Annotated in this window: 14 protein-coding genes; 4 read left to right on the top strand and 10 right to left on the bottom strand. The window is 42.1% G+C overall.

The window, feature by feature from the left end; translation table 11 throughout:
• Positions 1-239: 239 nt before the first annotated feature.
• Both rlmD and MHI08_RS03390 read right to left on the bottom strand, forming a co-directional pair.
• A complete protein-coding gene (rlmD, locus tag MHI08_RS03395; RefSeq protein WP_076841157.1) occupies positions 240-1,619 on the bottom strand; it encodes a 23S rRNA (uracil(1939)-C(5))-methyltransferase RlmD in 1,380 nt (459 codons plus the stop codon).
• Positions 1,620-1,680: 61 nt separating this feature from the next.
• Complete coding sequence (locus MHI08_RS03390) at positions 1,681-2,589, bottom strand: diacylglycerol kinase (RefSeq protein WP_024424554.1); 909 nt, start codon at positions 2,587-2,589, stop codon at positions 1,681-1,683.
• A 182-nt stretch (positions 2,590-2,771) separates the two neighbouring features.
• On the opposite strand from MHI08_RS03390, the gene MHI08_RS03385 reads away from it, so the two are divergent.
• Complete coding sequence (locus tag MHI08_RS03385; protein WP_076841116.1) at positions 2,772-3,725, top strand: nucleoside hydrolase; 954 nt, start codon at positions 2,772-2,774, stop codon at positions 3,723-3,725.
• A 31-nt stretch (positions 3,726-3,756) separates the two neighbouring features.
• On the opposite strand, the gene MHI08_RS03380 is transcribed toward MHI08_RS03385, so the two are convergent.
• Positions 3,757-6,981, bottom strand: coding sequence for an efflux RND transporter permease subunit (locus tag MHI08_RS03380; protein WP_342499991.1), 3,225 nt, complete (start codon positions 6,979-6,981; stop codon positions 3,757-3,759).
• Positions 6,982-7,112: 131 nt separating this feature from the next.
• On the opposite strand from MHI08_RS03380, the gene MHI08_RS03375 reads away from it, so the two are divergent.
• Complete coding sequence (locus MHI08_RS03375) at positions 7,113-7,958, top strand: TetR/AcrR family transcriptional regulator (protein WP_025092652.1); 846 nt, start codon at positions 7,113-7,115, stop codon at positions 7,956-7,958.
• Between the two features lie 179 nt (positions 7,959-8,137).
• Here MHI08_RS03375 and gatB read toward each other — a convergent pair whose 3' ends face one another.
• The 3 genes from gatB to gatC are packed head-to-tail and all read right to left on the bottom strand — an operon-like array spanning position 8,138 to position 11,344.
• Positions 8,138-9,568 (bottom strand): Asp-tRNA(Asn)/Glu-tRNA(Gln) amidotransferase subunit GatB, encoded by a 1,431-nt coding sequence (gene gatB, locus MHI08_RS03370; RefSeq protein ID WP_024426678.1) that lies wholly within the window; start codon positions 9,566-9,568, stop codon positions 8,138-8,140.
• 13 nt (positions 9,569-9,581) lie between these two features.
• Complete coding sequence (gene gatA / locus MHI08_RS03365; RefSeq protein ID WP_342492287.1) at positions 9,582-11,039, bottom strand: Asp-tRNA(Asn)/Glu-tRNA(Gln) amidotransferase subunit GatA; 1,458 nt, start codon at positions 11,037-11,039, stop codon at positions 9,582-9,584.
• Between the two features lie 14 nt (positions 11,040-11,053).
• Positions 11,054-11,344, bottom strand: a complete 291-nt coding sequence (gene gatC / locus MHI08_RS03360; protein WP_024424549.1) for an Asp-tRNA(Asn)/Glu-tRNA(Gln) amidotransferase subunit GatC — start codon at positions 11,342-11,344, stop codon at positions 11,054-11,056.
• A 423-nt stretch (positions 11,345-11,767) separates the two neighbouring features.
• On the opposite strand from gatC, the gene putP reads away from it, so the two are divergent.
• A complete protein-coding gene (gene putP, locus MHI08_RS03355) occupies positions 11,768-13,249 on the top strand; it encodes a sodium/proline symporter PutP (protein ID WP_024426679.1) in 1,482 nt (493 codons plus the stop codon).
• A gap of 160 nt (positions 13,250-13,409) precedes the next feature.
• Positions 13,410-14,108, top strand: coding sequence for an MgtC/SapB family protein (locus MHI08_RS03350; RefSeq protein ID WP_169510856.1), 699 nt, complete (start codon positions 13,410-13,412; stop codon positions 14,106-14,108).
• 43 nt (positions 14,109-14,151) lie between these two features.
• On the opposite strand, the gene MHI08_RS03345 is transcribed toward MHI08_RS03350, so the two are convergent.
• The 4 genes from MHI08_RS03345 to pcrA all read right to left on the bottom strand — a co-directional run bounded on the left by MHI08_RS03345 (position 14,152) and on the right by pcrA (position 20,768).
• Entirely contained in the window at positions 14,152-15,159 is a 1,008-nt protein-coding gene (locus MHI08_RS03345) for a phosphotransferase (RefSeq protein ID WP_163115649.1), read from the bottom strand.
• Between the two features lie 127 nt (positions 15,160-15,286).
• Positions 15,287-16,456 carry a CamS family sex pheromone protein gene (locus tag MHI08_RS03340; protein ID WP_239500415.1) on the bottom strand — a complete coding sequence of 390 codons (1,170 nt, stop codon included), beginning with the start codon at positions 16,454-16,456 and terminating at the stop codon, positions 15,287-15,289.
• A 42-nt stretch (positions 16,457-16,498) separates the two neighbouring features.
• The gene (gene ligA / locus MHI08_RS03335; protein ID WP_342499990.1) at positions 16,499-18,505 is read right to left on the bottom strand and encodes an NAD-dependent DNA ligase LigA; all 2,007 of its coding nucleotides are present in this window, start codon (positions 18,503-18,505) and stop codon (positions 16,499-16,501) included.
• Between the two features lie 40 nt (positions 18,506-18,545).
• Complete coding sequence (pcrA, locus tag MHI08_RS03330; RefSeq protein ID WP_044335898.1) at positions 18,546-20,768, bottom strand: DNA helicase PcrA; 2,223 nt, start codon at positions 20,766-20,768, stop codon at positions 18,546-18,548.
• Between the last annotated feature and the right edge of the window lie 30 nt (positions 20,769-20,798).

Below are 20,798 nucleotides of genomic sequence, written 5' to 3'. Positions count from 1 at the left end.
CCTCTCATGACATAGCGCCTTTTAGGGCATGTCCTTCTGTAAATTCTTTCAGCAATTTTTATCATTATATACTTTAATATGAACCGGGCAAAATTGCAAAAAAGGACATTTGGTAATGAATTACGGGATAAAAATATAAATTCCACTTCCAAATATCATTTTTTAGTGCCGATTGAACATACAAAAATAAAAACATCCCGATATCGATGTTTTTCACGAAATCGGGATGTCTCAATACATTACTGATTAATCACAAGACTTGCTACACATTCTACATGGTTGGTATGCGGAAACATATCCACCGGCTGCACTTCCTCCGTCACATACCCGCCATCTTCAAGAATACGCAAATCACGAGCAAGCGTCCCAGGATTACAGGATACATAAACAACTCGGTTTGGTTTCATCTTTAAAATGGTGTCAAGTAATGCTTCGTCACAGCCCTTTCTTGGAGGATCAACGACTAATGTATCTGCTTTGATGCCTTCTTTGTACCAATTCGGAATAACCGCTTCTGCTTCGCCGACTGCGAATTCAACATTATTGATTCCGTTTAAGGCAGCGTTTCGTTTTGCATCTTCAATTGCTTCTGGAACAATTTCAACCCCATATACTCTGCCTGCTTTTTGTGCGAGAAATAAGGAAATCGTACCGATTCCGCAGTAGGCATCGATGACGGTTTCTTCGCCTTGCAGCTCTGCATATTCAAGCGCTTTGTCATAAAGCACCTTTGTTTGGGCTGGGTTCACTTGATAAAACGAACGAGCTGAAATGGCAAATTTGATGTCGCCAATCGTGTCATAAATGTATTCTTCTCCCCATAAAACGGTTGTTTCGTCTCCGAAAATGACATTTGTTTTCTTTGAATTCACGTTTTGCACAATTGACCGAACATGTGGGAAGCGTGCTATAATCTGCTCAATCACCTGCTGCTTTTGCGGAAAGTCAGCCGTTCTAGTCACAAACACAACCATCATTTCACCTGTTGCAATACCGTAGCGAACCATCACATGACGCAGCCAGCCTTTGTGCCGCTCTTCGTTATATGCTTTGATGCCAAACGCATTGCATATGTCTTTTACTGCCTGTACCACTTCGTCGTTTTCTGACTGTTGAATCAAACATTTTTCCATATCAATGATTTCATGGGTACGCTGCTGATAAAATCCTGCAACAAGTCCGCCTTCCCGTTCGCCAACTGGAACTTGTGCTTTGTTTCGGTAATTCCAAGGGTCTTCCATGCCGAGTACAGGATGAACTTTTACACGGCTCATATCAAGCTTGCCGATCCGCTCTAAAACGTCCTTTACTTGTTTTTGTTTGAATAGCAGCTGGCCTTCATAGCTCATATGCTGAATTTGACAGCCGCCGCACTGCTTGTAAATGGGACATGGCGCATCTTGCCTGTGCTGACTTTCCTTTGTCAGCTCCATGAGTCGTCCAAAAGCAAATCCTTTTTTGACTCGTGTGACTTTGATTTGCCCTTGTTCGTCAGGAAGGGCATTTGGTACAAAGACAGGGAATCCTTCAATTTTCGCTACACCTGCACCTTCATGCGTTAAGTCTTCGAAGGTTACATTGTAGTATTCATTCTTTTCAACAGGCGGTTTCATTTTCACCAATTTTATCACCTCATTTGCAAAGAAAAACTTGGCCGCCATAAGGAACCAAGTTCAGTCTTCACCCTATTTTTTCAGCTGTTGCTTTTGGCACAATAAATTCAATATGGCGATACAGGTTTTCAAATTCACCTGGCAGCATGCCGCCGTATTCACCATCTAAATTCAATTGCATTTTATCTTTTACATCTACCTTCACGCGATTCGCTTTTGCGTAGATGACATTGTTATCATGAATATGCTCGCCTCTAAGAGCAAGACTAACCACTCGAATGGCTTCTGCTAAATTGACCTTCTTTAGAATAATCAGGTCAAACATCCCATCATCTAAAATGGAATCTGGCGCTAGTTTTTCAAAGCCGCCTACTGAGTTTGTGAGTGAAACAAGAAACAGCATGATTTCTCCATGAAACAATTTGCCGTCATATTCAATTTCGACTTCTGTCGGGCGGATAGAAGGAAGCATCTCCATGCCTTTTAAATAATAAGCAAGCTGTCCAAGCATGGTCTTCAGCTTACTAGGCACCTCATAGGTGAGCTCTGTTAACCGGCCGCCGCCAGCAATATTAATAAAATAATGGCCATTGACTTTACCGATATCAAGCGGCTTTGCTACACCCTCAATAATGGCATCTGTCGCTTTCAAAACACCTTCTCGTGGAATTCCAAGTGCTCTTGCGAAATCATTTGTCGTTCCAACTGGAATAATTCCTAGTTTTGGTCTTTTTTCAAGCGGTGCTAGTCCGTTGACGACTTCATTGATCGTGCCGTCTCCACCTGCTGCTACAATTAAATCAAAATCTCTCTGTGCGGCTTTTTCTGCTGCTTGCGTGGCATCTCCTGCACATGTCGTCGCATGACAAGAAGTTTCATAGCCAGCTTGTTCAAATTTTTGCAAAACCTGCGGTAAATTCTTCTTGAAGAGTTCACGCCCAGATGTCGGATTGTATATAATTCGAGCACGTTTCATTCATCATCATCCTATATTCATTATGCAATCTATTTTCACCACTAACAACCTTTAATTATACTATGAGATTTGAAAATGGCAACAAAACAACCACCTAATTATGTGAAATCTCCTAGCCAACCTCCCTCAGCAAGAAAGCATTCTGATAAGATAAAGGTAAACACTGTAAAGGATGATATGCGATGAAAAAGCCTGTCTATTTTAATCATGACGGCGGTGTTGATGATCTCGTCTCTTTATTTCTTCTCCTTCAAATGGAACATGTGAAAGTCATTGGAATGTCTGTGATTCCTGCTGATTGTTATTTAGAGCCTGCTCTCAGTGCATCTCAAAAAATCATTGATCGCTTCAGTCCTTATGAAATTGAAGTTGCTGCTTCAACTTCTAGAGGCGTCAATCCATTTCCGAAGGAGTGGCGTATGCATGCTTTTTATGTAGATGCTCTGCCAATTTTAAATGAAAAAGGCACTGTTGATACAAAAGTGTCCAAGCTGCCAGCACACCTTCACCTGATTGAAACGGTTAAGAAGGCAAAAGAACCTGTCACCCTGCTCTTTACTGGTCCGCTCACAGATCTTGCACGCGCTTTAGAAGAAGATCCTTCGATCTCTAATAGAATTGAAAAATTGGTGTGGATGGGTGGAACGTTCCTTGAAAAAGGCAATGTTGAAGAGCCCGAGCATGATGGGACAGCAGAATGGAATGCCTTTTGGGACCCTTATGCTGTCAGCACTGTCTTTCAGGAACCGTTTCCTATTGAAATGGTCGCGCTTGAAAGTACAAATCAAGTCCCGCTTACACTTGATGTACGTCAGCGCTGGGCTTCTCTTCGTTCTTATATTGGAATAGATTTTATCGGACAGTGCTACGCCTTTTGTCCCCCGCTCATTCATCATGAAACGAACTCGACTTACTACTTATGGGACGTGCTAACAACGATTACTCTTGCTTCTACATCATTTACCCGTTCAAAAGAAGTGAACGCAATCGTTTATACCGAAACGCCTAGACAAGGTCGCACTGAAGAGCATCCAGATGGAAAATCAATTCAAGTGATTGACCATGTCGATCGTGATGCCTTTTTCCACGCATTTGAAGAGCTTATGAGAAAAGCTGTTTGTCAGATTTCAACATAAAAAAAGCCCCGCTCATTGGCGGGGCTTCCTCTTACTCTTCTTCTGCGTACTTTTTCTTACGTCTAAACTTGCTTAACATTTCATACACGATTGGAACGATAACCAATGTGAGAAGTGTAGAACTTGTTAAGCCGCCAATTACGGTAACACCAAGTCCTTTTGATACGATCTGGCTTCCGCCTTCAAATCCTAATGCGAGTGGTAGCAGTGCACCAATTGTCGCAAGTGCCGTCATTAAGATTGGACGTAATCTTGTTGTACCTGCTTCAAGTAACGCTTCTCTTGTTGAGAGACCTTCTTGTTCTTTATGAATCACTCGGTCAATCAAGACAATGGCATTAGTTACAACGATACCGATCAGCATGAGCAATCCAATCATGGCATTTAAGCTGATGGTTTCTTTTGCTATAAACAATCCAAGCAGTGCGCCAATAATCGTAAATGGCAGGGAGAAAAGAATCGCAAATGGTGCAAGACCTCCGCCAAATGTGATGACGAGAACGAGATACACAATGGCAATCGCTGCAAGCATTGCAAGGCCCAGCTGTGTAAAGGATTCCTCAATATCCGCACTTACGCCGCCTGTGTCAATCGTTACGCCAGATTTTAGATCAAGCTTGTCGACTTTCTTCTGAACATCCTGCGTTACACTTGAGACGTCGTCTGTTGTCATGTCACCAGACACTTCTGCGTAGATTTTTCCATCACGTTTTGTCACCGTATTTGCAGTCGTACCATCTTTTACTTTGACGACATCACCAATTCGGACTTCTTGCCCTGTTGGTGTGGTGATCTTTTTATTTTCTAAATCTTTTTTGCTCTTATATTCATCTTTTTCCGTTTGAAGCTTCACATCAAGTTCTTTGCCGTCCTCTGTGACTTTCGTCAGTGTTGTTTCACTATTTTGAGGTGCAATTGCTTGAGCGATTTGTGAAGCAGTTAGACCTAGTTTCGCTAGTTTTTCTTGATCTGCATTAAACGTATATTCATCGTATTTCTCAGATAAGCTTGTGCTGACATTTTTCAGGTTTTTCTCATCTTTTAAGATGTTCTCAACATCTTTTACTGTGCCTTCAATATCACTTGCTTTGTCCCCGTACACATAGTATGTCACGGTATTATTTGCACCAGCAGATGAGAAGTTTTGTGATTTCCATTCCCCTTTAGACGCTTTGTCTTGAAGGGCTTTGACCACCCGGTCTTTTTCTTTATCAAAGTTTGGCGTGTCATCATCATATTGTACGAAGAATAATGCACCGTTAGAGTTACCGCCAACACTTGCGGTCATGGCATTTGAAGAGCCTAGTGAATACTGAACTGTATTGACATGGTCACGTTTCATCAAATATTCTTCAGCTTTTTTCGTTTCATCAATTGCTTGCTCTCTCGTTTGTCCAGGTTCAGGTGTATATGTTACCATGGCCGTTTTCTCTGCTTCCTGTGGTAAGAAGCTGACACCGACAAGTGGTGCTAAGAATAAGCTTCCGACAAGCATAAGAATGGCAATTCCTGATGTGATCCATTTATGGTTGAGTGTCCAATTAAGTACACGTCTATAACCGCCAGCAAGTTTGCTTGGTTTATGCTCTTTTACTTTTTTCGCTGTGCCGTAGAGATTCTTTTTAAATAGACTGTGTGCCATCATTGGAACAATTGTAATAGCGACAAGCAGTGAAGCAAGCAACGCAAACACAATTGTTAGGGCAAATGGGATGAATAGTTCACCAATCATTCCACCTACTAATGCTAACGGTAAGAATACTGCAATTGTCACAATCGTCGAAGACATGATTGGGATAAACATTTCTTTTGTGGCTTCTCTGACGAGTGCCTTACCTTTTAACGGTTCATCCTTTAACGCCATTCGTCGATAGATATTTTCTATGACCACTATCGAGTCATCGACAACACGCCCGATGGCGACGGTCATGGCACCAAGTGTCATAATATTTAACGTGATATCCAGCTGATTTAATATTAAAACAGCAATCAACAGAGATAACGGTATGGAAATGACCGAGATTAATGTTGATTTGATATCTCTCAGGAACAATAGAATGATAATGATCGCAAAGATTGCTCCGATGATCGCCTTGTTCAGCATTGTGCTGACAGACTCTTTAATCGGCTCTGCTTGATCATATGTGGTGCTTACTTTGATGCCTTTGTTGTCTTTTTTGAATTTCTCAAGCTCTTTTGTCACTTCTTCTGCTACACTCACTGTGTTGGCATCAGAGCCTTTGACAATTTGCAGACCGATACTGTCTTTTCCATTCGTTCTAGAGATCGATTCTGCATCTTTTACGACTTTAATATCTGCTATCTCAGATAGCTTGATCGTCGGCAGCTCTACAGATTGACTGCTTGCTGCACCTCCACCTGCTGGCTGCTGAGCTGCTGCTTGCTGCTGACTTGCACTTCCAGCCTGCTGCTCCGCACCTTGCGCACCTGGGTTTTCTGAACCGCTAGAAGGTGCTCCAGCTCCAGCGCTTCCCGCACCGCCGCCTGCACTTGGTGTGACTGGAATACGCATGTTTTTCAAATCTTTGACGCTTAAAATATTGCCGTCCACGACAACTGATTTTTGTTTGTTGCCAAATGTGTATAGACCTAGTGGTACATTCACATCAGAGCCTTTGATCATGTTTTGGACGGTATCTTCATCTAGACCGTATTCTTTCAATTTCTTTTGTTTAAACGAAAATTCTACTTCTTTGATTTGCTGTCCTGAAGTTTCGACAGAAGAGACACCGTCTAATCCTTGAAGTGAAGGAACGAGATCATTTTCTACTTTTTGTGTAAGGTCTTGTAATGATTCTTTATCACCAGAGACACTTAGGGCTAGGATTGGAATCGCATTAATACTAAAGCGTGCGATTTTAGGTTTTTCTGCATTTTCAGGGAAATCGATATTGCTAATCGCATCTTCAATTTCCTTTTTTGCTTCATCCATGTCTTTGTTGTAATCGTACTCGATTTGAATGGATGATGCATTTTCAAATGAATTAGAAGTGACCACGCTGACCCCATTGAGGTTTTGAATCGATTTTTCAATTGGATCTGTCACCTTATCTGATACTTCGTCCGGCGTTGCGCCAGGGTACGTTGTAGAAACCGTAATGACTGGCGTGTTGATATTCGGGATTGATTCTTGTTTCATATTCAATCCGGCATATAGACCAGCAACTGTTACGATAATCGTCATGAGCCATACAGCGAACTTATTCTTTAATACAAAATTGATGATCGAATTCATTATATCCTCCATTTTCCTTTATGTATTGACTGACTGGTCATTCTATATCATAATAAACGGTGATATACAATGCCGTCAACCATTTCACTTGCGTTTGACGTAACATTCTAAAGCTGAAGGGGCCTTATTTCATGAACGAAAAAAAAGAAAAAATCATTAAAGCAAGCATCCAATTGTTTGCGAAAAAGGGTTTTTCTTCTACGACCATTCAGGAAATTGCAGATGAATGCGGAATATCAAAAGGCGCATTTTATTTACATTTCAAATCAAAAGAACAGCTTTTCAACCGAGCGTTTGAATATTATATCGACACTTCGATGCAAACTATCGAAATGATTCGAAAAGAGAATCAGCATCTCGCGCCGAGAGAGATCTTTCAGAAACAAATCGCTGAACAGTTCCAGCATTTTGCTGAGAACAAGGATTTTATCATTCTGATCCTCAGCGAGAACATTATTCCGGAAAACCAGCAGATTAAAAAGTATTCAAAAACTGTGAAAAAGCAAATGAACGATGAAATTCAAATTTCCATCTTGACCACTTATGGACAGGAGATCGAACCATATGTAACTGACCTGTCAGTCATGATCCAAGGCATTATCCAATCATATGTGCAGGTTCTGCTTTTACAGGATCAAATGCAATTATCATTTGATGAGCTCTCATCCTTTATACTCGAACGGTTTGATGATCTGGTCCACGGCTTGCTTCGTTCTCAGACGAAGCCGATTTTGAAGCAAACCATTTGGGATGATGAAGCGCCGAGTGCTGCTTCCCTTCAAGAGGAGCTTCGTTCGTTAAAGCTTGAGCATCTGCTTTCAGATGATACTGTTGTATCCATTGAAGTGATTGAAGAAGAGCTGGCAAAAGCTGAACCTCGTAAGCCAGTCATCCAAGGGATGCTGACGAATTTAGAAAAGTGTGAGGACCCTGCTGTTCTAAGAGCAGTGGAGCAATTGAAGCTGTTTCTTCAGTAACATGACGTGCTGTTTTCGATTTAGCTCACCTTTCCCCTTCGAATGTGCACTTTCGCTTATGCTTCATTATAAGAAAAGATTCTCTAAATTGATATACGGCGGTGGTCTGAATCTATGATAAGACCCTGTCATTTCAAGCAAAAAAAAACCGCCTATTACATAAGGCGGTTTTTTGCGATTTAGCGCTTTTTGATTTCTTCAAGGAGAATCTTGTTCACCATCGGCGGGTTAGCTTGGCCCTTCGATGCTTTCATGATTTGTCCGACTAAGAAGCCAATCGCGCGGTCTTTACCATTTTTAAAGTCTTCAATGGATTGCGGGTTGTTATCAAGTGCTTCTGTAACGAGTTTAAGCAGCGCACCTTCGTCAGAAATTTGGACAAGTCCTTTTTCTTTGACGATTGTTTCTGCATCTCCCCCATTTTCAATGAGCTCTTTGAATACCTTTTTCGCAATCTTTGAGGAAATTGTTCCTTTTTCAATGAGCTTGATCATGCCAGCAAGTCCTTGCGGCGTTAGCTTTGTATCGTTCAGCTCTTTTTGAGCAGAGTTTAAGTAAGCAGATACTTCACCCATGAGCCAGTTCGATGCTTGCTTCGCTTCTGCACCTTCTGAAATGGTCGCTTCAAAGAAATCAGACATTTCTTTCGTCAGCGTGAGTACCATTGCATCGTATGCAGGGAGTCCAAGCTCATCGATATAGCGTTTGCGGCGCTCGTCTGGAAGCTCTGGAATTGATGCTCTTACGCGTTCTTTCCACTCGTCATCAATGTACAGTTCCACCAAATCTGGTTCTGGGAAGTAGCGGTAATCATCAGATCCCTCTTTGACACGCATCAGGATCGTCTTTTTAGACGCTTCATCATAACGGCGGGTTTCTTGTTCGATCAAGCCGCCAGAAAGCAATACTTGCTCTTGACGCTTTTCTTCGAATTCAAGGCCTTTTTGTACGAAAGCGAATGAGTTCAAGTTTTTGAGCTCTGTCTTTGTACCAAACTCTTCACGGCCGATTGGGCGAAGAGAAATATTGGCATCACAGCGAAGTGAGCCTTCTTCCATTTTACAGTCAGAAACGCCTGTATATTGAATAATGGATTTTAATTTTTCTAAGTAAGCATACGCTTCTTCTGGTGTGCGAATATCTGGCTCAGATACGATTTCAACTAGCGGTGTGCCTTGACGGTTGAAATCGACGAGTGAGTAACCGTCGCCTGTATGCGTCAATTTCCCAGCATCCTCTTCCAAATGAAGACGCGTAATACCGATTCGTTTTGTTTTGCCTTCTACTTCAATTTCAATCCAGCCGTTTTCACCGATCGGTTTATCAAATTGAGAAATTTGATACGCCTTTGGGTTATCAGGATAGAAGTAGTTTTTACGGTCAAATTTTGTATCTGTTGCGATTTCACAGTTCAGCGCCATGGCCGCTTTCATCGCAAAGTTCACCGCTTCTTTGTTCAGTACAGGCAATACGCCAGGATATCCAAGGTCGATGACACTTGTTTGCGTGTTGGCAGCTGCACCAAAAGGTGTCGGCGAGCTTGAGAAAATTTTCGATTGTGTTTTTAGCTCTACGTGGACTTCAAGTCCAATTACCGTTTCAAAGTTCATTCTGATTCACCCCTTACAGTTCAGGTTTTGCTTTATGATGATCTGTTGCTTGCTCAAAAGCGTGAGCCACGCGGTACACTGTTCCTTCGTCAAAGTGCTTGCCGATGATTTGCAGTCCTAACGGGAGGCCATTTGCAAATCCACAAGGCACACTGATTCCTGGAACGCCTGCAAGGTTAACAGGGATCGTTAAAATATCGTTTGCATACATGGTTAGCGGGTCGCTTGTCTTTTCACCAATGTTAAATGCAGGAGTCGGTGTTGTTGGTCCTACAATGACATCATACTTTTCGAAAACATCTTCAAAGTCTTTTTTGATCAATGTACGGACTTTTTGTGCTTTTTTATAGTACGCATCGTAATATCCTGAGCTTAGCGCGAATGTACCAAGCATGATGCGGCGCTTCACTTCGTCTCCAAAGCCTTCAGAACGAGTATTTTTGTATAAATCAATGAGATTGTCTGCATTATCTGTACGGTAGCCATAGCGGATGCCGTCAAAACGAGCAAGGTTTGCAGATGCTTCTGAAGAAGACAGTAAGTAGTAAGTCGCAAGCGCATATTTAGAGTGCGGAAGAGATACTTCTTCCCACGAAGCACCAAGTCCTTCTAATACTTTTAACGCTTGAAGAACAGATTCTTTTGCTTCCTCGCCAACGCCTTCGCCAAGGTATTCTTTCGGCACAGCAATTTTCAAGCCTTTGATGTCGCCAGTTAATGAAGAAAGAAAATCTGGGACATCGACATTTGCACTTGTTGCGTCCATTTGATCGACACCTGCAATCGCTTGAAGAACATATGCGTTGTCTTCTACATTACGTGTAATCGGACCAATTTGATCTAATGATGAAGCAAATGCGATTAATCCGTATCTGGATACACGGCCATATGTCGGCTTAAGACCGACAACCCCGCAGAAAGATGCCGGCTGACGAATAGAACCGCCTGTATCTGAACCAAGTGAGAACGGTACTTCACCTGCCGCAACAGAAGCTGCTGATCCACCACTTGATCCGCCTGGAACAGTGTTTAAATTCCACGGGTTTTTCGTCGCTTTGTAGCCTGAGTTCTCCGTAGAAGACCCCATTGCGAATTCGTCCATATTTAATTTACCGATTGTGACTGCTTCAGCGTCTCTTAGGCGGTTCACAACGGTTGCATCATAAATTGGATCAAAGTTTTGCAGGATTTTACTTGAAGCTGTAGTACGCAAATCCTTTGTAACAATGTTATCTTTCACACCGATCGGCATACCGAACAATAGGCCAAGCTCGTCCTTTTCACCAACTGCCTCGTCCAATTCCTTTGCATACGCACGTGCTTTCTCTTCGTTCAGTGCAAGGAATGCTTGTACTTTTCCGTCTACTTCATTGATTCGTTTATAAGACTCGTCCACTAAATCAGAAACAGACAGTTCCTTTTTATGTAAAAGCTCTTTTAATTCAGAAATTTTGTGATCAAACAGTGACATGTCTCGGGCCTCCTTTAGTCCAAAATTGATGGCACACGAATATAGCCGTCTTTATGATCAGGCGCGTTTTTGACGACTGCCTCAATGGAAAGACCTTTATTCGGAACATCTTCTCTCATGACGTTTTTCATTTTTAATACGTGTGTAGTAGGTTCAACGTTTTCCGTATCTACCTCGTTTAACTGCTCTGCAAATGAAATGATGCTATCAAGCTGTTCTGTAAACATCTCAGCTTCTTCTTCTGTAATCGCAAGCCTTGCTAAATGGGCAACGTGCTTGACTTCTTCTATTGAAATTCTTGACATGCAGGTTCACCTCCAAAAATGATGCGTACTCGTGGTCATGATCATAAGTCATATACACTTTATCATATCAAATTTTACTGTTCTAAAGCAACTTTACGCAGGTGCCGTGAAAGGTTCGTTCCCTTGAAACCGTCTTTATAATCAAATCGATAAAAGAAATATTCATCAGGCGACTTTTATTTTTCAGAAAATTTTTACTTTTGTTTATTTTTGTAATCGCTTACATATTGATTCTTATCATCGATCGGTACATTTTTTCTTCAAAATGAAGAGGTTTAGGCAGGTTGATCACTTGGGAATACTCTGTTAGGTTAAGTAACCATAGCAGTGAGCGGGACAGTCAAGCAAAAAAGCTGCCTTCGCACTTCTGTATATTTTGATTGAGGTGATGTCAAATTAATACGAAAAAGGTGAGAACACAAAATGAGTATTGAAGTTACAATTTCCTTATCTATTTATTTTATCGGGATGCTTGCCATTGGTTGGTATGCATTCAGGAAAACACATAATTTAAATGATTATATGCTTGGCGGACGCGGGCTTGGCCCATTCGTTACAGCCCTTTCAGCAGGTGCTGCCGACATGAGCGGATGGATGCTGATGGGTGTGCCAGGTGAAATGTATAAAACGGGTTTATCGACAGCCTGGCTTGCGATTGGTTTAATCGTTGGTGCTTACTTGAACTACCTCATTCTTGCACCTCGTTTACGTTCTTATACAGAGATTGCGGATGATGCGATTACGATTCCTGATTTCTTTGATAAACGCTTCAAAGGTTCATCTGCTTTATTAAAAGCTGTTTCAGCCGTCATCATTTTAATTTTCTTTACGCTGTATACATCGTCTGGGATGGTATCAGGCGGACGTTTATTTGAGTCAGCATTCGGTGCTCACTACATGTTTGGACTGATTTTGACGTCAAGTATTGTCATTTTGTATACATTGTTCGGCGGATTTTTGGCAGTGAGCTTAACGGACTTTGTCCAAGGAGCTATCATGTTTTTAGCATTAGTGCTCGTGCCGATCGTTGCCTTTACACAATTAGGCGGACCTGTTGCTACATTCCAAGATATTCAACAGATTGACCCTAAATTGCTTGATATTTTTAGAGGAACGAGCGTCATTGGCATTATTTCCTTCCTTGCTTGGGGACTAGGTTACTTTGGACAGCCGCATATTATTGTGCGCTTTATGGCCATTACGTCCGTTAAAGATTTAAAACCAGCACGCCGAATCGGAATGAGCTGGATGATTATTTCAGTGATTGGATCACTGTCTGTCGGTTTAGTGGGTGTTGCCTATGTTCATGAAACGGGTATGAACCTTGCTGACCCTGAAACCATCTTTATCGTCTTTTCTAAAGTATTGTTCCATCCATATATCACTGGATTTTTACTTTCTGCCATTTTAGCTGCGATTATGAGTTCAATTTCGTCTCAGCTGCTTGTCACAGCAAGTGCCATGACAGAGGATCTATACAGAACGTTCTTTAGAAAAACAGCATCAGACAAAGAGCTCGTCATGATTGGCCGGATGTCTGTACTCGTTGTCGCTGTGATTGCTCTCTGCCTTTCACTTAACCCAAGTGATACCATTCTTGACCTTGTCGGTTATGCGTGGGCAGGATTTGGTTCTTCATTTGGTCCAGTCATCTTGCTTTGCCTATACTGGAAACGAATGAATCATCACGGTGCCCTAGTTGGAATGATCGTTGGTGCGGTTGTGGTTCTGACATGGATTACAACTGGCCTCAACCATGCGACAGGTATTTATGAAATGATTCCAGGCTTTACGCTTAGTGGATTAGCTGCCATTATTGTGAGCTTGTTGACAAGTAAGCCGTCAAAAGCATCAAAACAGCTTTTCAACAAAATGGAAGATCATCTTGAGGAAGAAACAAAATAAAGAATTGAAGAGTCATCTGCCCTATGCGGATGACTCTCTTTTTAAATAAAATAAAAAGCTTTTCTTTCTTCAGAAACTGAATAAAATAAGAGTTGTGCAGCCATATGGGCTGTGAGAAGATCATATACATGTTGTGAAACGTACATGAAGTGAAGGAGCGATACGCATGTTTTGGACAATTGAATGGGATACAGTCTTAAAATTAGCCGTGGCCACCTTAATCGGTCTGATTATCGGGCTTGAACGAGAGCTGAAGAAAAAGCCCCTCGGCTTAAAAACGTGTATTGTCATTGCTGTCAGCTCCTGCGTCTTAACCATCATCAGCATTGATGCAGCCTACAATTTCCCTCGAGTCTCTAAGCTTCAAATGGACCCACTCAGGTTACCGGCGCAAATTATATCAGGTGTTGGTTTTATTGGAGCAGGTGTAATTCTTCGAAAAAGCAATGATGTCATCTCAGGTCTCACGACTTCTGCGATGATCTGGGGAGCAGCAGGACTTGGGGTTGCAACAGGTGCAGGGTTTTATAAAGAAGCCTTCCTCAGTCTTTTCTTTATTCTCATTAGTGTTGAATTTCTACCATGGCTCTTCCAGCGGATCGGACCGATTCGCCTGCAGGAAAAAGAAATCCGCATCAGAATGTCTCTTTCTGATCGAAACCGCATGACCGATATTTTAAAAGAAATGAAAGCCCTCAATATCCGTATTCATTCTGTTCGAATTGATGATTTAAAGGAAAAGGATTATCCGATCATGGAAGTACGCGTACGTGTGCATAAAGACCGCTATACAACCGATGTGTACTTTGATATTAAAGATCTAGAAGGCGTCGTTGGCGTGAAGTGTGATACGGTGTAGTCATAAAAAACCCCTTGCTGTTTGACACAGCAAGGGGTTTCTTTTATCGGGCCAGCTGTTGAAAGTCAAAAGGAGTAATTGGTGTTTTTTGCTCAATTTCCTTTCGAAAACATGACAGCATGGCTTTTTGGTCAGAAGTCATTGTTTGGAGATCAAATGCTTGATGTAAAAGCCCATAAATAAGCATATGACGCAGCATGAGAAAATCAGGAATTGTTGCCAGCCACGCGTCATCAAGCTCATTTTCCTGTCGATAGCCTTTTAGAAAATGACTCATAAATTCTGCCGTAAATTCAGCTTTATCATCATATGGAATCACTGGATACCAAAGAACATTGTATAGCAAAATACTAATATCATTGATAAACCAGTGATATCCAATATCATCAAAATCGAATGCGATAATCTCTCCTTGATGATAATGGAAGTTTCCATGATGCAAATCAGCATGCACCAGCCCATACACATCCTTCGAAATTCGGAGCTGGTGAAGCTTTTGCATCAGTTCATCTTTTCTTCGCAAAACAACCGTTTGATCAGACGGAATATATTGATCCAGCTTTAATTGCTCCTCTTCATACCACTCTTGACGCTTATAAAGAGGATCTTTTACTTGATATCGTTTTGTTATTTGATGCATTCGTCCTGTATAGGACCCTAACGCTTCAAACAGCTTCCCATTCCAATCTCCTTCATTCACTTTTCTCCCTGGTGCTTTTTCATACACACGAAGTAAAAATGCGCCTCCGGCTTGATCAGGAATGGTTTCAACGTCTTTTCCTCTTGCTGATGAAATCGGCTTTGCTACGGAAATACCATGATGAGCCAGGAATCGAATCCAGTCCATTTCTCCTAAAATATATGTGGGTGAACGACGAATGGTATGGGTGATTTTTAATATATAATTCTCCCCATTCATTGCCTTATATTCATACACATAATTTTCTGCATCGGCTAGAAATGTGACTTGGTCAAGCTGAAAGTCATACAAATGAGCCGCTTTCTTTAAGACTTTCTGTTCATCGTATCGTGCTTTTACTTCTTTATGCATGCTGATTCTCCTTTATCGTCTTTTTAAATGTTCTTGACGGTAATCAGCATTATACGAGCATCAACATACCTGCCTTTCTTCTTGGTTTCTCCTAATATTTTGACAAGAGTTTGGAAATCCCTCTTATTTAGTCATATATATGAACAGTCGGTTCTTTGTCTTCAGCATTTTTCGTAATCAAGGCTTCTTGTTGATCAGAAGATGTAATGTTGATTTCGATATTGGTACTCTTGTAGTAATCCATGACTTCACCGGTTAAATATTGTGTGAAGGCTACGACTTCCGTTTTTCCATAGAACTGCATTGGAATTTCGATTTTCATTTTTTGCAGGTTGCCGTTTTTGTAAAAGCCTTTTCCTACAACACCAGTATAATTCGGGAAGTAGTCTTCGACCTTTGTCTTGAAGCGGTCAAATCGCTCTGAATCATCTTTGTAGCTGCTTTTCGCATTATCTGAAGGGAAGAATACATTCTCCTCATTGATCGTATCCCAATTTCCGATATCAGCGGAGCCTGCTTTCACATCCGTTTTGGCGATAAAGTTACCTGGAACGATAGATGATTTTGGTGCTTGCTTATAAAGGGCAATCATGACAGGCACTTTTTGCAGTCCGTCCATTTGACGAATGCGCTTGACCACTTGTTCAGCGATTTTTTCACCCTCTGCCAAAAGTTTCTTTGAATTTTTCGATGAATCGATGGTCACCTCTTGCTGCGGGTCACCGATCTTTTCACGGTAATAATAAACAGAGTTCAGTGCAAGACCAATGACAACTCCGCCAAGCTGTAAGCTGTTTTTGTCTTTTCGAATTAAGTAATTATGCTCTAGCATGGAAGCTAAGTAGATGGGACTATTTTCATTTTTAGACTTTGTTGAACCTGAGTTTGGAAGAGCAGGATTTAAGCCTAGATTCTTAAAGTCTTTATCTTCTTTTTCTGCCTTTTTCAGATCACTGCCTGTTTTTTTGCGTGCCAGCCAGCTGAGAACGGTGTCCTCATCTAAATGCTGTCCTTCTTGGAAAAGATAGTCGTTAGTATTAAATGACTCTGTTGCAAGACGCATGAGTCCTGTTTCAAATTCATCAATGTCCAAGCGTGTGTTGAGACGCTCCGCTGTTAAACCTCTCGCAGCTCCTTGTTTAAACGGCAGTACCATTTTGTAATAGGAGTCTGAGATATTGTACATCGGGATGATGGCTGTTTCCTTTGTTTCCTTCGTTTCATCCGTTTTTTGTGTGACCTCTTCCTCTTCCTTTCCCCCAAAAGGTGCACACGCTGACAATACCAGTGTGAGCATTGTCAGCAGCAATAACAACTTTTTCAATAGAAAACACTCCTCTTATTTCTTTAGCTCCTCGAGCATTTTAGCTTCGTCCCAAATTTCAATATTGAGTTCTTCTGCCTTTGTCAGCTTACTCCCCGCTGCTTCTCCGGCAATGACTAGATCTGTTTTTTTACTCACACTACCTGCCAGCTTGCCGCCTAACGCTTCGATCGCTGCTTTTGCATCGTTTCGAGCCATTTCTTCTAATTTTCCTGTCAGCACAACGGTTTTTCCTGCAAAGTAGGAATCACTTTCTTCTGCTTTTACCGGCTTCGGTCCTGTATAGGTCATATTGACTCCAAGCTCTTTTAGTTCGTTTAGCAGATCGAGTATTTCTTCTTTCTCAAAGTACGTAACGACGGCATCAGCCATTTTTTCACCAATTTCGTCGACTTCAAGTAATTGTTCTTTCGTTGCTTGCTTTAATTGATCGATGTTTTCGAAATGCATCGCCAAGGTCTTTGCCGCTTTTGAACCAATAAATCGAATGCCGAGTCCAAATAGTAAACGCTCAAGAGAGTTTTCTTTCGACTGCTCAATCGAGCGCAGTAAATTGTCGACAGATTTTTCGCCCATTCGTTCAAGCTGAATGAGCTCTTCTTTCGTTAAACGGTAAAGGTCTGATACACGAGAGACTAGCTGTTCCTTGAAGAGCTGTGTAATGACCCGCTCGCCAAGCCCATCAATATTCATTGCATTACGGGAAACGAAGTGAATGAGTCCCTCACGTATTTGGGCAGGACATTCTGGATTGATGCATCGCAAGGCCACTTCGCCTTCGATTCGCACCAGCTCACTATGACACTCTGGACATTCAGTTGGCATGTGAAACGGCTTTTCTTCGCCTGTACGCTGATCGACAAGGACACCTGCGACTTCAGGAATAATATCGCCGGCTTTTTTCACAATCACCTGATCAAAATAGCGAATATCCTTTTCTTTGATCAAATCTTCATTATGAAGAGATGCACGCTGCACTGTCGTCCCTGCTACTTTGACAGGCTCAAGAATCGCTGTTGGTGTAATCACGCCTGTTCGCCCGACACTTAGTTCAATATCAAGCAGCTTCGTTACGACCTCTTCAGCCGGAAACTTGTACGCAACCGCCCAGCGCGGGCTTTTTGCTGTAAAGCCGAGTTCTTCCTGCTGAGCCAGTGAATCGACTTTAATGACAATTCCATCGATTTCATATGAAAAATCGGCACGCTTTACTTTTAATGTTTCAATAAGGTCGATGACTTCTTCAATCGTTTGGCACATCCGTCTTTCTTTGTTTGTTTTAAAGCCAAGTTCGTCGAGAAGATCAAGTCCTGCGCTTTGCGTTTCAACACCAATTTCATCAAGCTCCGCTATACTGTAGACGAATATATCAAGGTTTCGTTTCGCTGCAATTTTCGTATCAAGCTGACGAAGTGAACCTGCAGCCGCATTACGCGGGTTTGCAAACGGCTCTTCTTCGTTTTGTATTCTTTTTTCATTTAATGCTTCAAAAGAAGGTTTTGGCATAAATGCCTCGCCTCTCACTTCAATCGACAGAGGGCGTTTGATTTTAAGCGGGATGGAACGAATCGTTTTGAGGTTTTCAGTAATATCCTCCCCCGTTGTTCCATCTCCGCGTGTCGCTCCTCGGACAAACACGCCATTTTCATAACGGAGAGAAACAGCGAGTCCATCAATTTTCAGCTCGACATTGTATGCGATATCGTCACCGACTGCTTGACGAACCCGGCGGTCAAAATCAAGAAGGTCCTGTTCATTAAACGCATTCCCAAGGCTGAGCATCGGTGTGCCGTGACGCACTTTTTGGAAGGCGTCTAAAACAGCGCCGCCTACTCTTTGTGAAGGTGAATCCACTGCTTTTAAGTCAGGGTGTTCTTCCTCCAGAGAGATCAGCTCACGCATCCGCGCATCATATTCAGCGTCAGGAACACTTGGACGATCAAGTGTATGATATTCGTAGTTGTATTGATTCAAAATCTGGTGCAGTTCCTCGATCCGGCGTTTCGCTGCTTCTTTATCCATCTGCTTCTTCCTTTCAATTCATCCGTTTTGTCCTATCAGTTTATTGCTTCTCGATTGGTGCAAATGCTGCGAGAAGACGCTTAATGCCTGTAGGGCTTGGGAACGCAATATCAAGCTCTGTACTGTCTCCGCTGCCTTTCACACTGACAACCGTACCAACGCCCCATTTTTTATGGGCCGCTTTATCGCCCACAGCCCAGCCAATACTGCCGCCGCCTGTGTTTTGAATCGTTTGTGTTTGCGGACGTGAGACAGGTCCCCGTCTTTGCGGTCTTTCTCTTGTTTGGCCAAACGGTGTTTTTGTTTCTTTTTTCTCATTTAGGTTGTCCAATAAATCGGCTGGTATTTCTCGAATGAATCTAGATTCAAGGTTCATGTTTGTCCGGCCGAAAAGTGTTCTCATTTTCGCACTTGATAAATAAAGCTCTTCTTCAGCCCGTGTGATGCCTACGTAAGCGAGGCGGCGCTCTTCTTCCATCTCTGCATCTTCCATTAATGAACGGCTGTGCGGGAAGACACCTTCCTCCATTCCCATTAAGAAAACAACAGGGAATTCTAGACCTTTTGCGGCGTGAAGTGTCATTAAGATGACGGCATCCTGATCTTCTTCTTCATTCTCATCCAGCTTATCAATGTCTGCGACGAGGGCGAGATCTGTCAGGAAGGTCACAAGTGACTTGTCTTCATTTTGTTCTTCAAAGTTCTTAGTGACGGATAGAAACTCGTCAATATTTTCTAAGCGGCTTTGTGCTTCAATCGTTTTTTCGAGCTTCAGCGCTTCACGATAGCCTGTTTTCTCTAGAATTTCTTCTGTTAATTCAGTGACAGATAAATAGTCCTGCATGTTCGTCATTTGATCAATGAGCTGTTTGAACTCATCAAGCGCATTGGCTGCCCGTGCACTCAGTCCAATGAAATCCACCTGACCAAGTGCTTCAAACATAGACAGGTCATTCATCTCCGCATATGCTGCAATTTTATCAACAGATGTCGCACCGATTCCGCGCTTTGGTACGTTGACAATTCGCGCAAAACTAATATCGTCATCTGGGTTTGCCACTAGGCGTAAGTATGCCAAAATGTCCTTGATCTCTTTTCTGTCATAGAACTTCGTGCCGCCGACAATGTTGTATTGAATGTTGGCTTTCATTAACGTTTCCTCTATGACACGAGACTGGGCATTTGTCCGGTAAAGGATCGCAAAATCGGATAATTTGCGCTTTCCGCTCTGATGAAGCTGACGAATCTTTCCTGCGACAAATTGTCCTTCACCGAATTCATTATCTGCACGGTAATAGGCGATCTTCGCTCCTTCATCATTTTCTGTCCAAAGATTTTTCGGCTTCCGGTTTGCATTGTTTTGAATGACCGTATTTGCGGCATGCAAAATGCGTTTCGTCGATCTGTAATTTTGCTCAAGCAGAATCACTTCACTGGATGGATAATCTTTTTCAAAGGAGAGAATGTTTGTAATATCCGCTCCGCGCCAGCGATAAATAGACTGATCCGAGTCACCGACAACACATATATTTTGAAAGCGCTGCGCGAGCAGTTTCACAAGCATGTACTGTGCTCTGTTCGTATCCTGATACTCATCCACATGAATGTATTGGAATTTCCGCTGATAGTGCTCTAATACTTCAGGAATGCGCTCAAACAGACGAATTGTCATCATAATTAAATCATCAAAGTCGAGTGATTGGTTTTTGAGTAAACGCTTTTGATAATCTGTATAGACATCGCTGACCACTTGATCATAGAAATCACCAGCTGTTTTGGTGTATTCCTCTGCGTCAATGAGTTCGTTTTTTGCACTGCTGATTGATCCTAAAATACTGCGCGGGTCGAACTTTTTAGGATCGATATTCCGTTCTTTTAAAATGTTTTTGATGACTGAAAGCTGGTCAGATGTGTCTAAAATAGAGAAGTTGCGATTCACACCAATGCGGTCAATATCACGTCTTAAAATGCGGACACACATGCTGTGGAACGTAGAGATCCAGATGTCATCAGCGCCAGGCCCTAAAATAGCTTGGACACGTTCACGCATTTCACGTGCTGCTTTATTTGTAAATGTAATCGCTAAAATGTTCCACGGAGCCACATGCTTTTCTGCCATTAAGTAGGCAATTCGATGTGTGAGCACCCGTGTCTTCCCGCTTCCTGCTCCTGCCATCAACAATAAAGGACCGTCTGTTGCTTTGACTGCTTCTTTCTGTGCGTCATTCAGCCCTTCTAATAGATGATTCGATATTTCATTCATTCCATTCACCGCCAATTCGAACTTACGTTC

The organism is Bacillus sp. FSL M7-0791 (assembly GCF_038627085.1).
In the GTDB taxonomy this organism is placed as follows: Bacteria; Bacillota; Bacilli; order Bacillales; family Bacillaceae; genus Bacillus; species Bacillus safensis.
The sequence above is the reverse complement of the archived record's forward strand: the minus strand, read 5'-3'. Positions and strand labels throughout refer to the sequence as shown.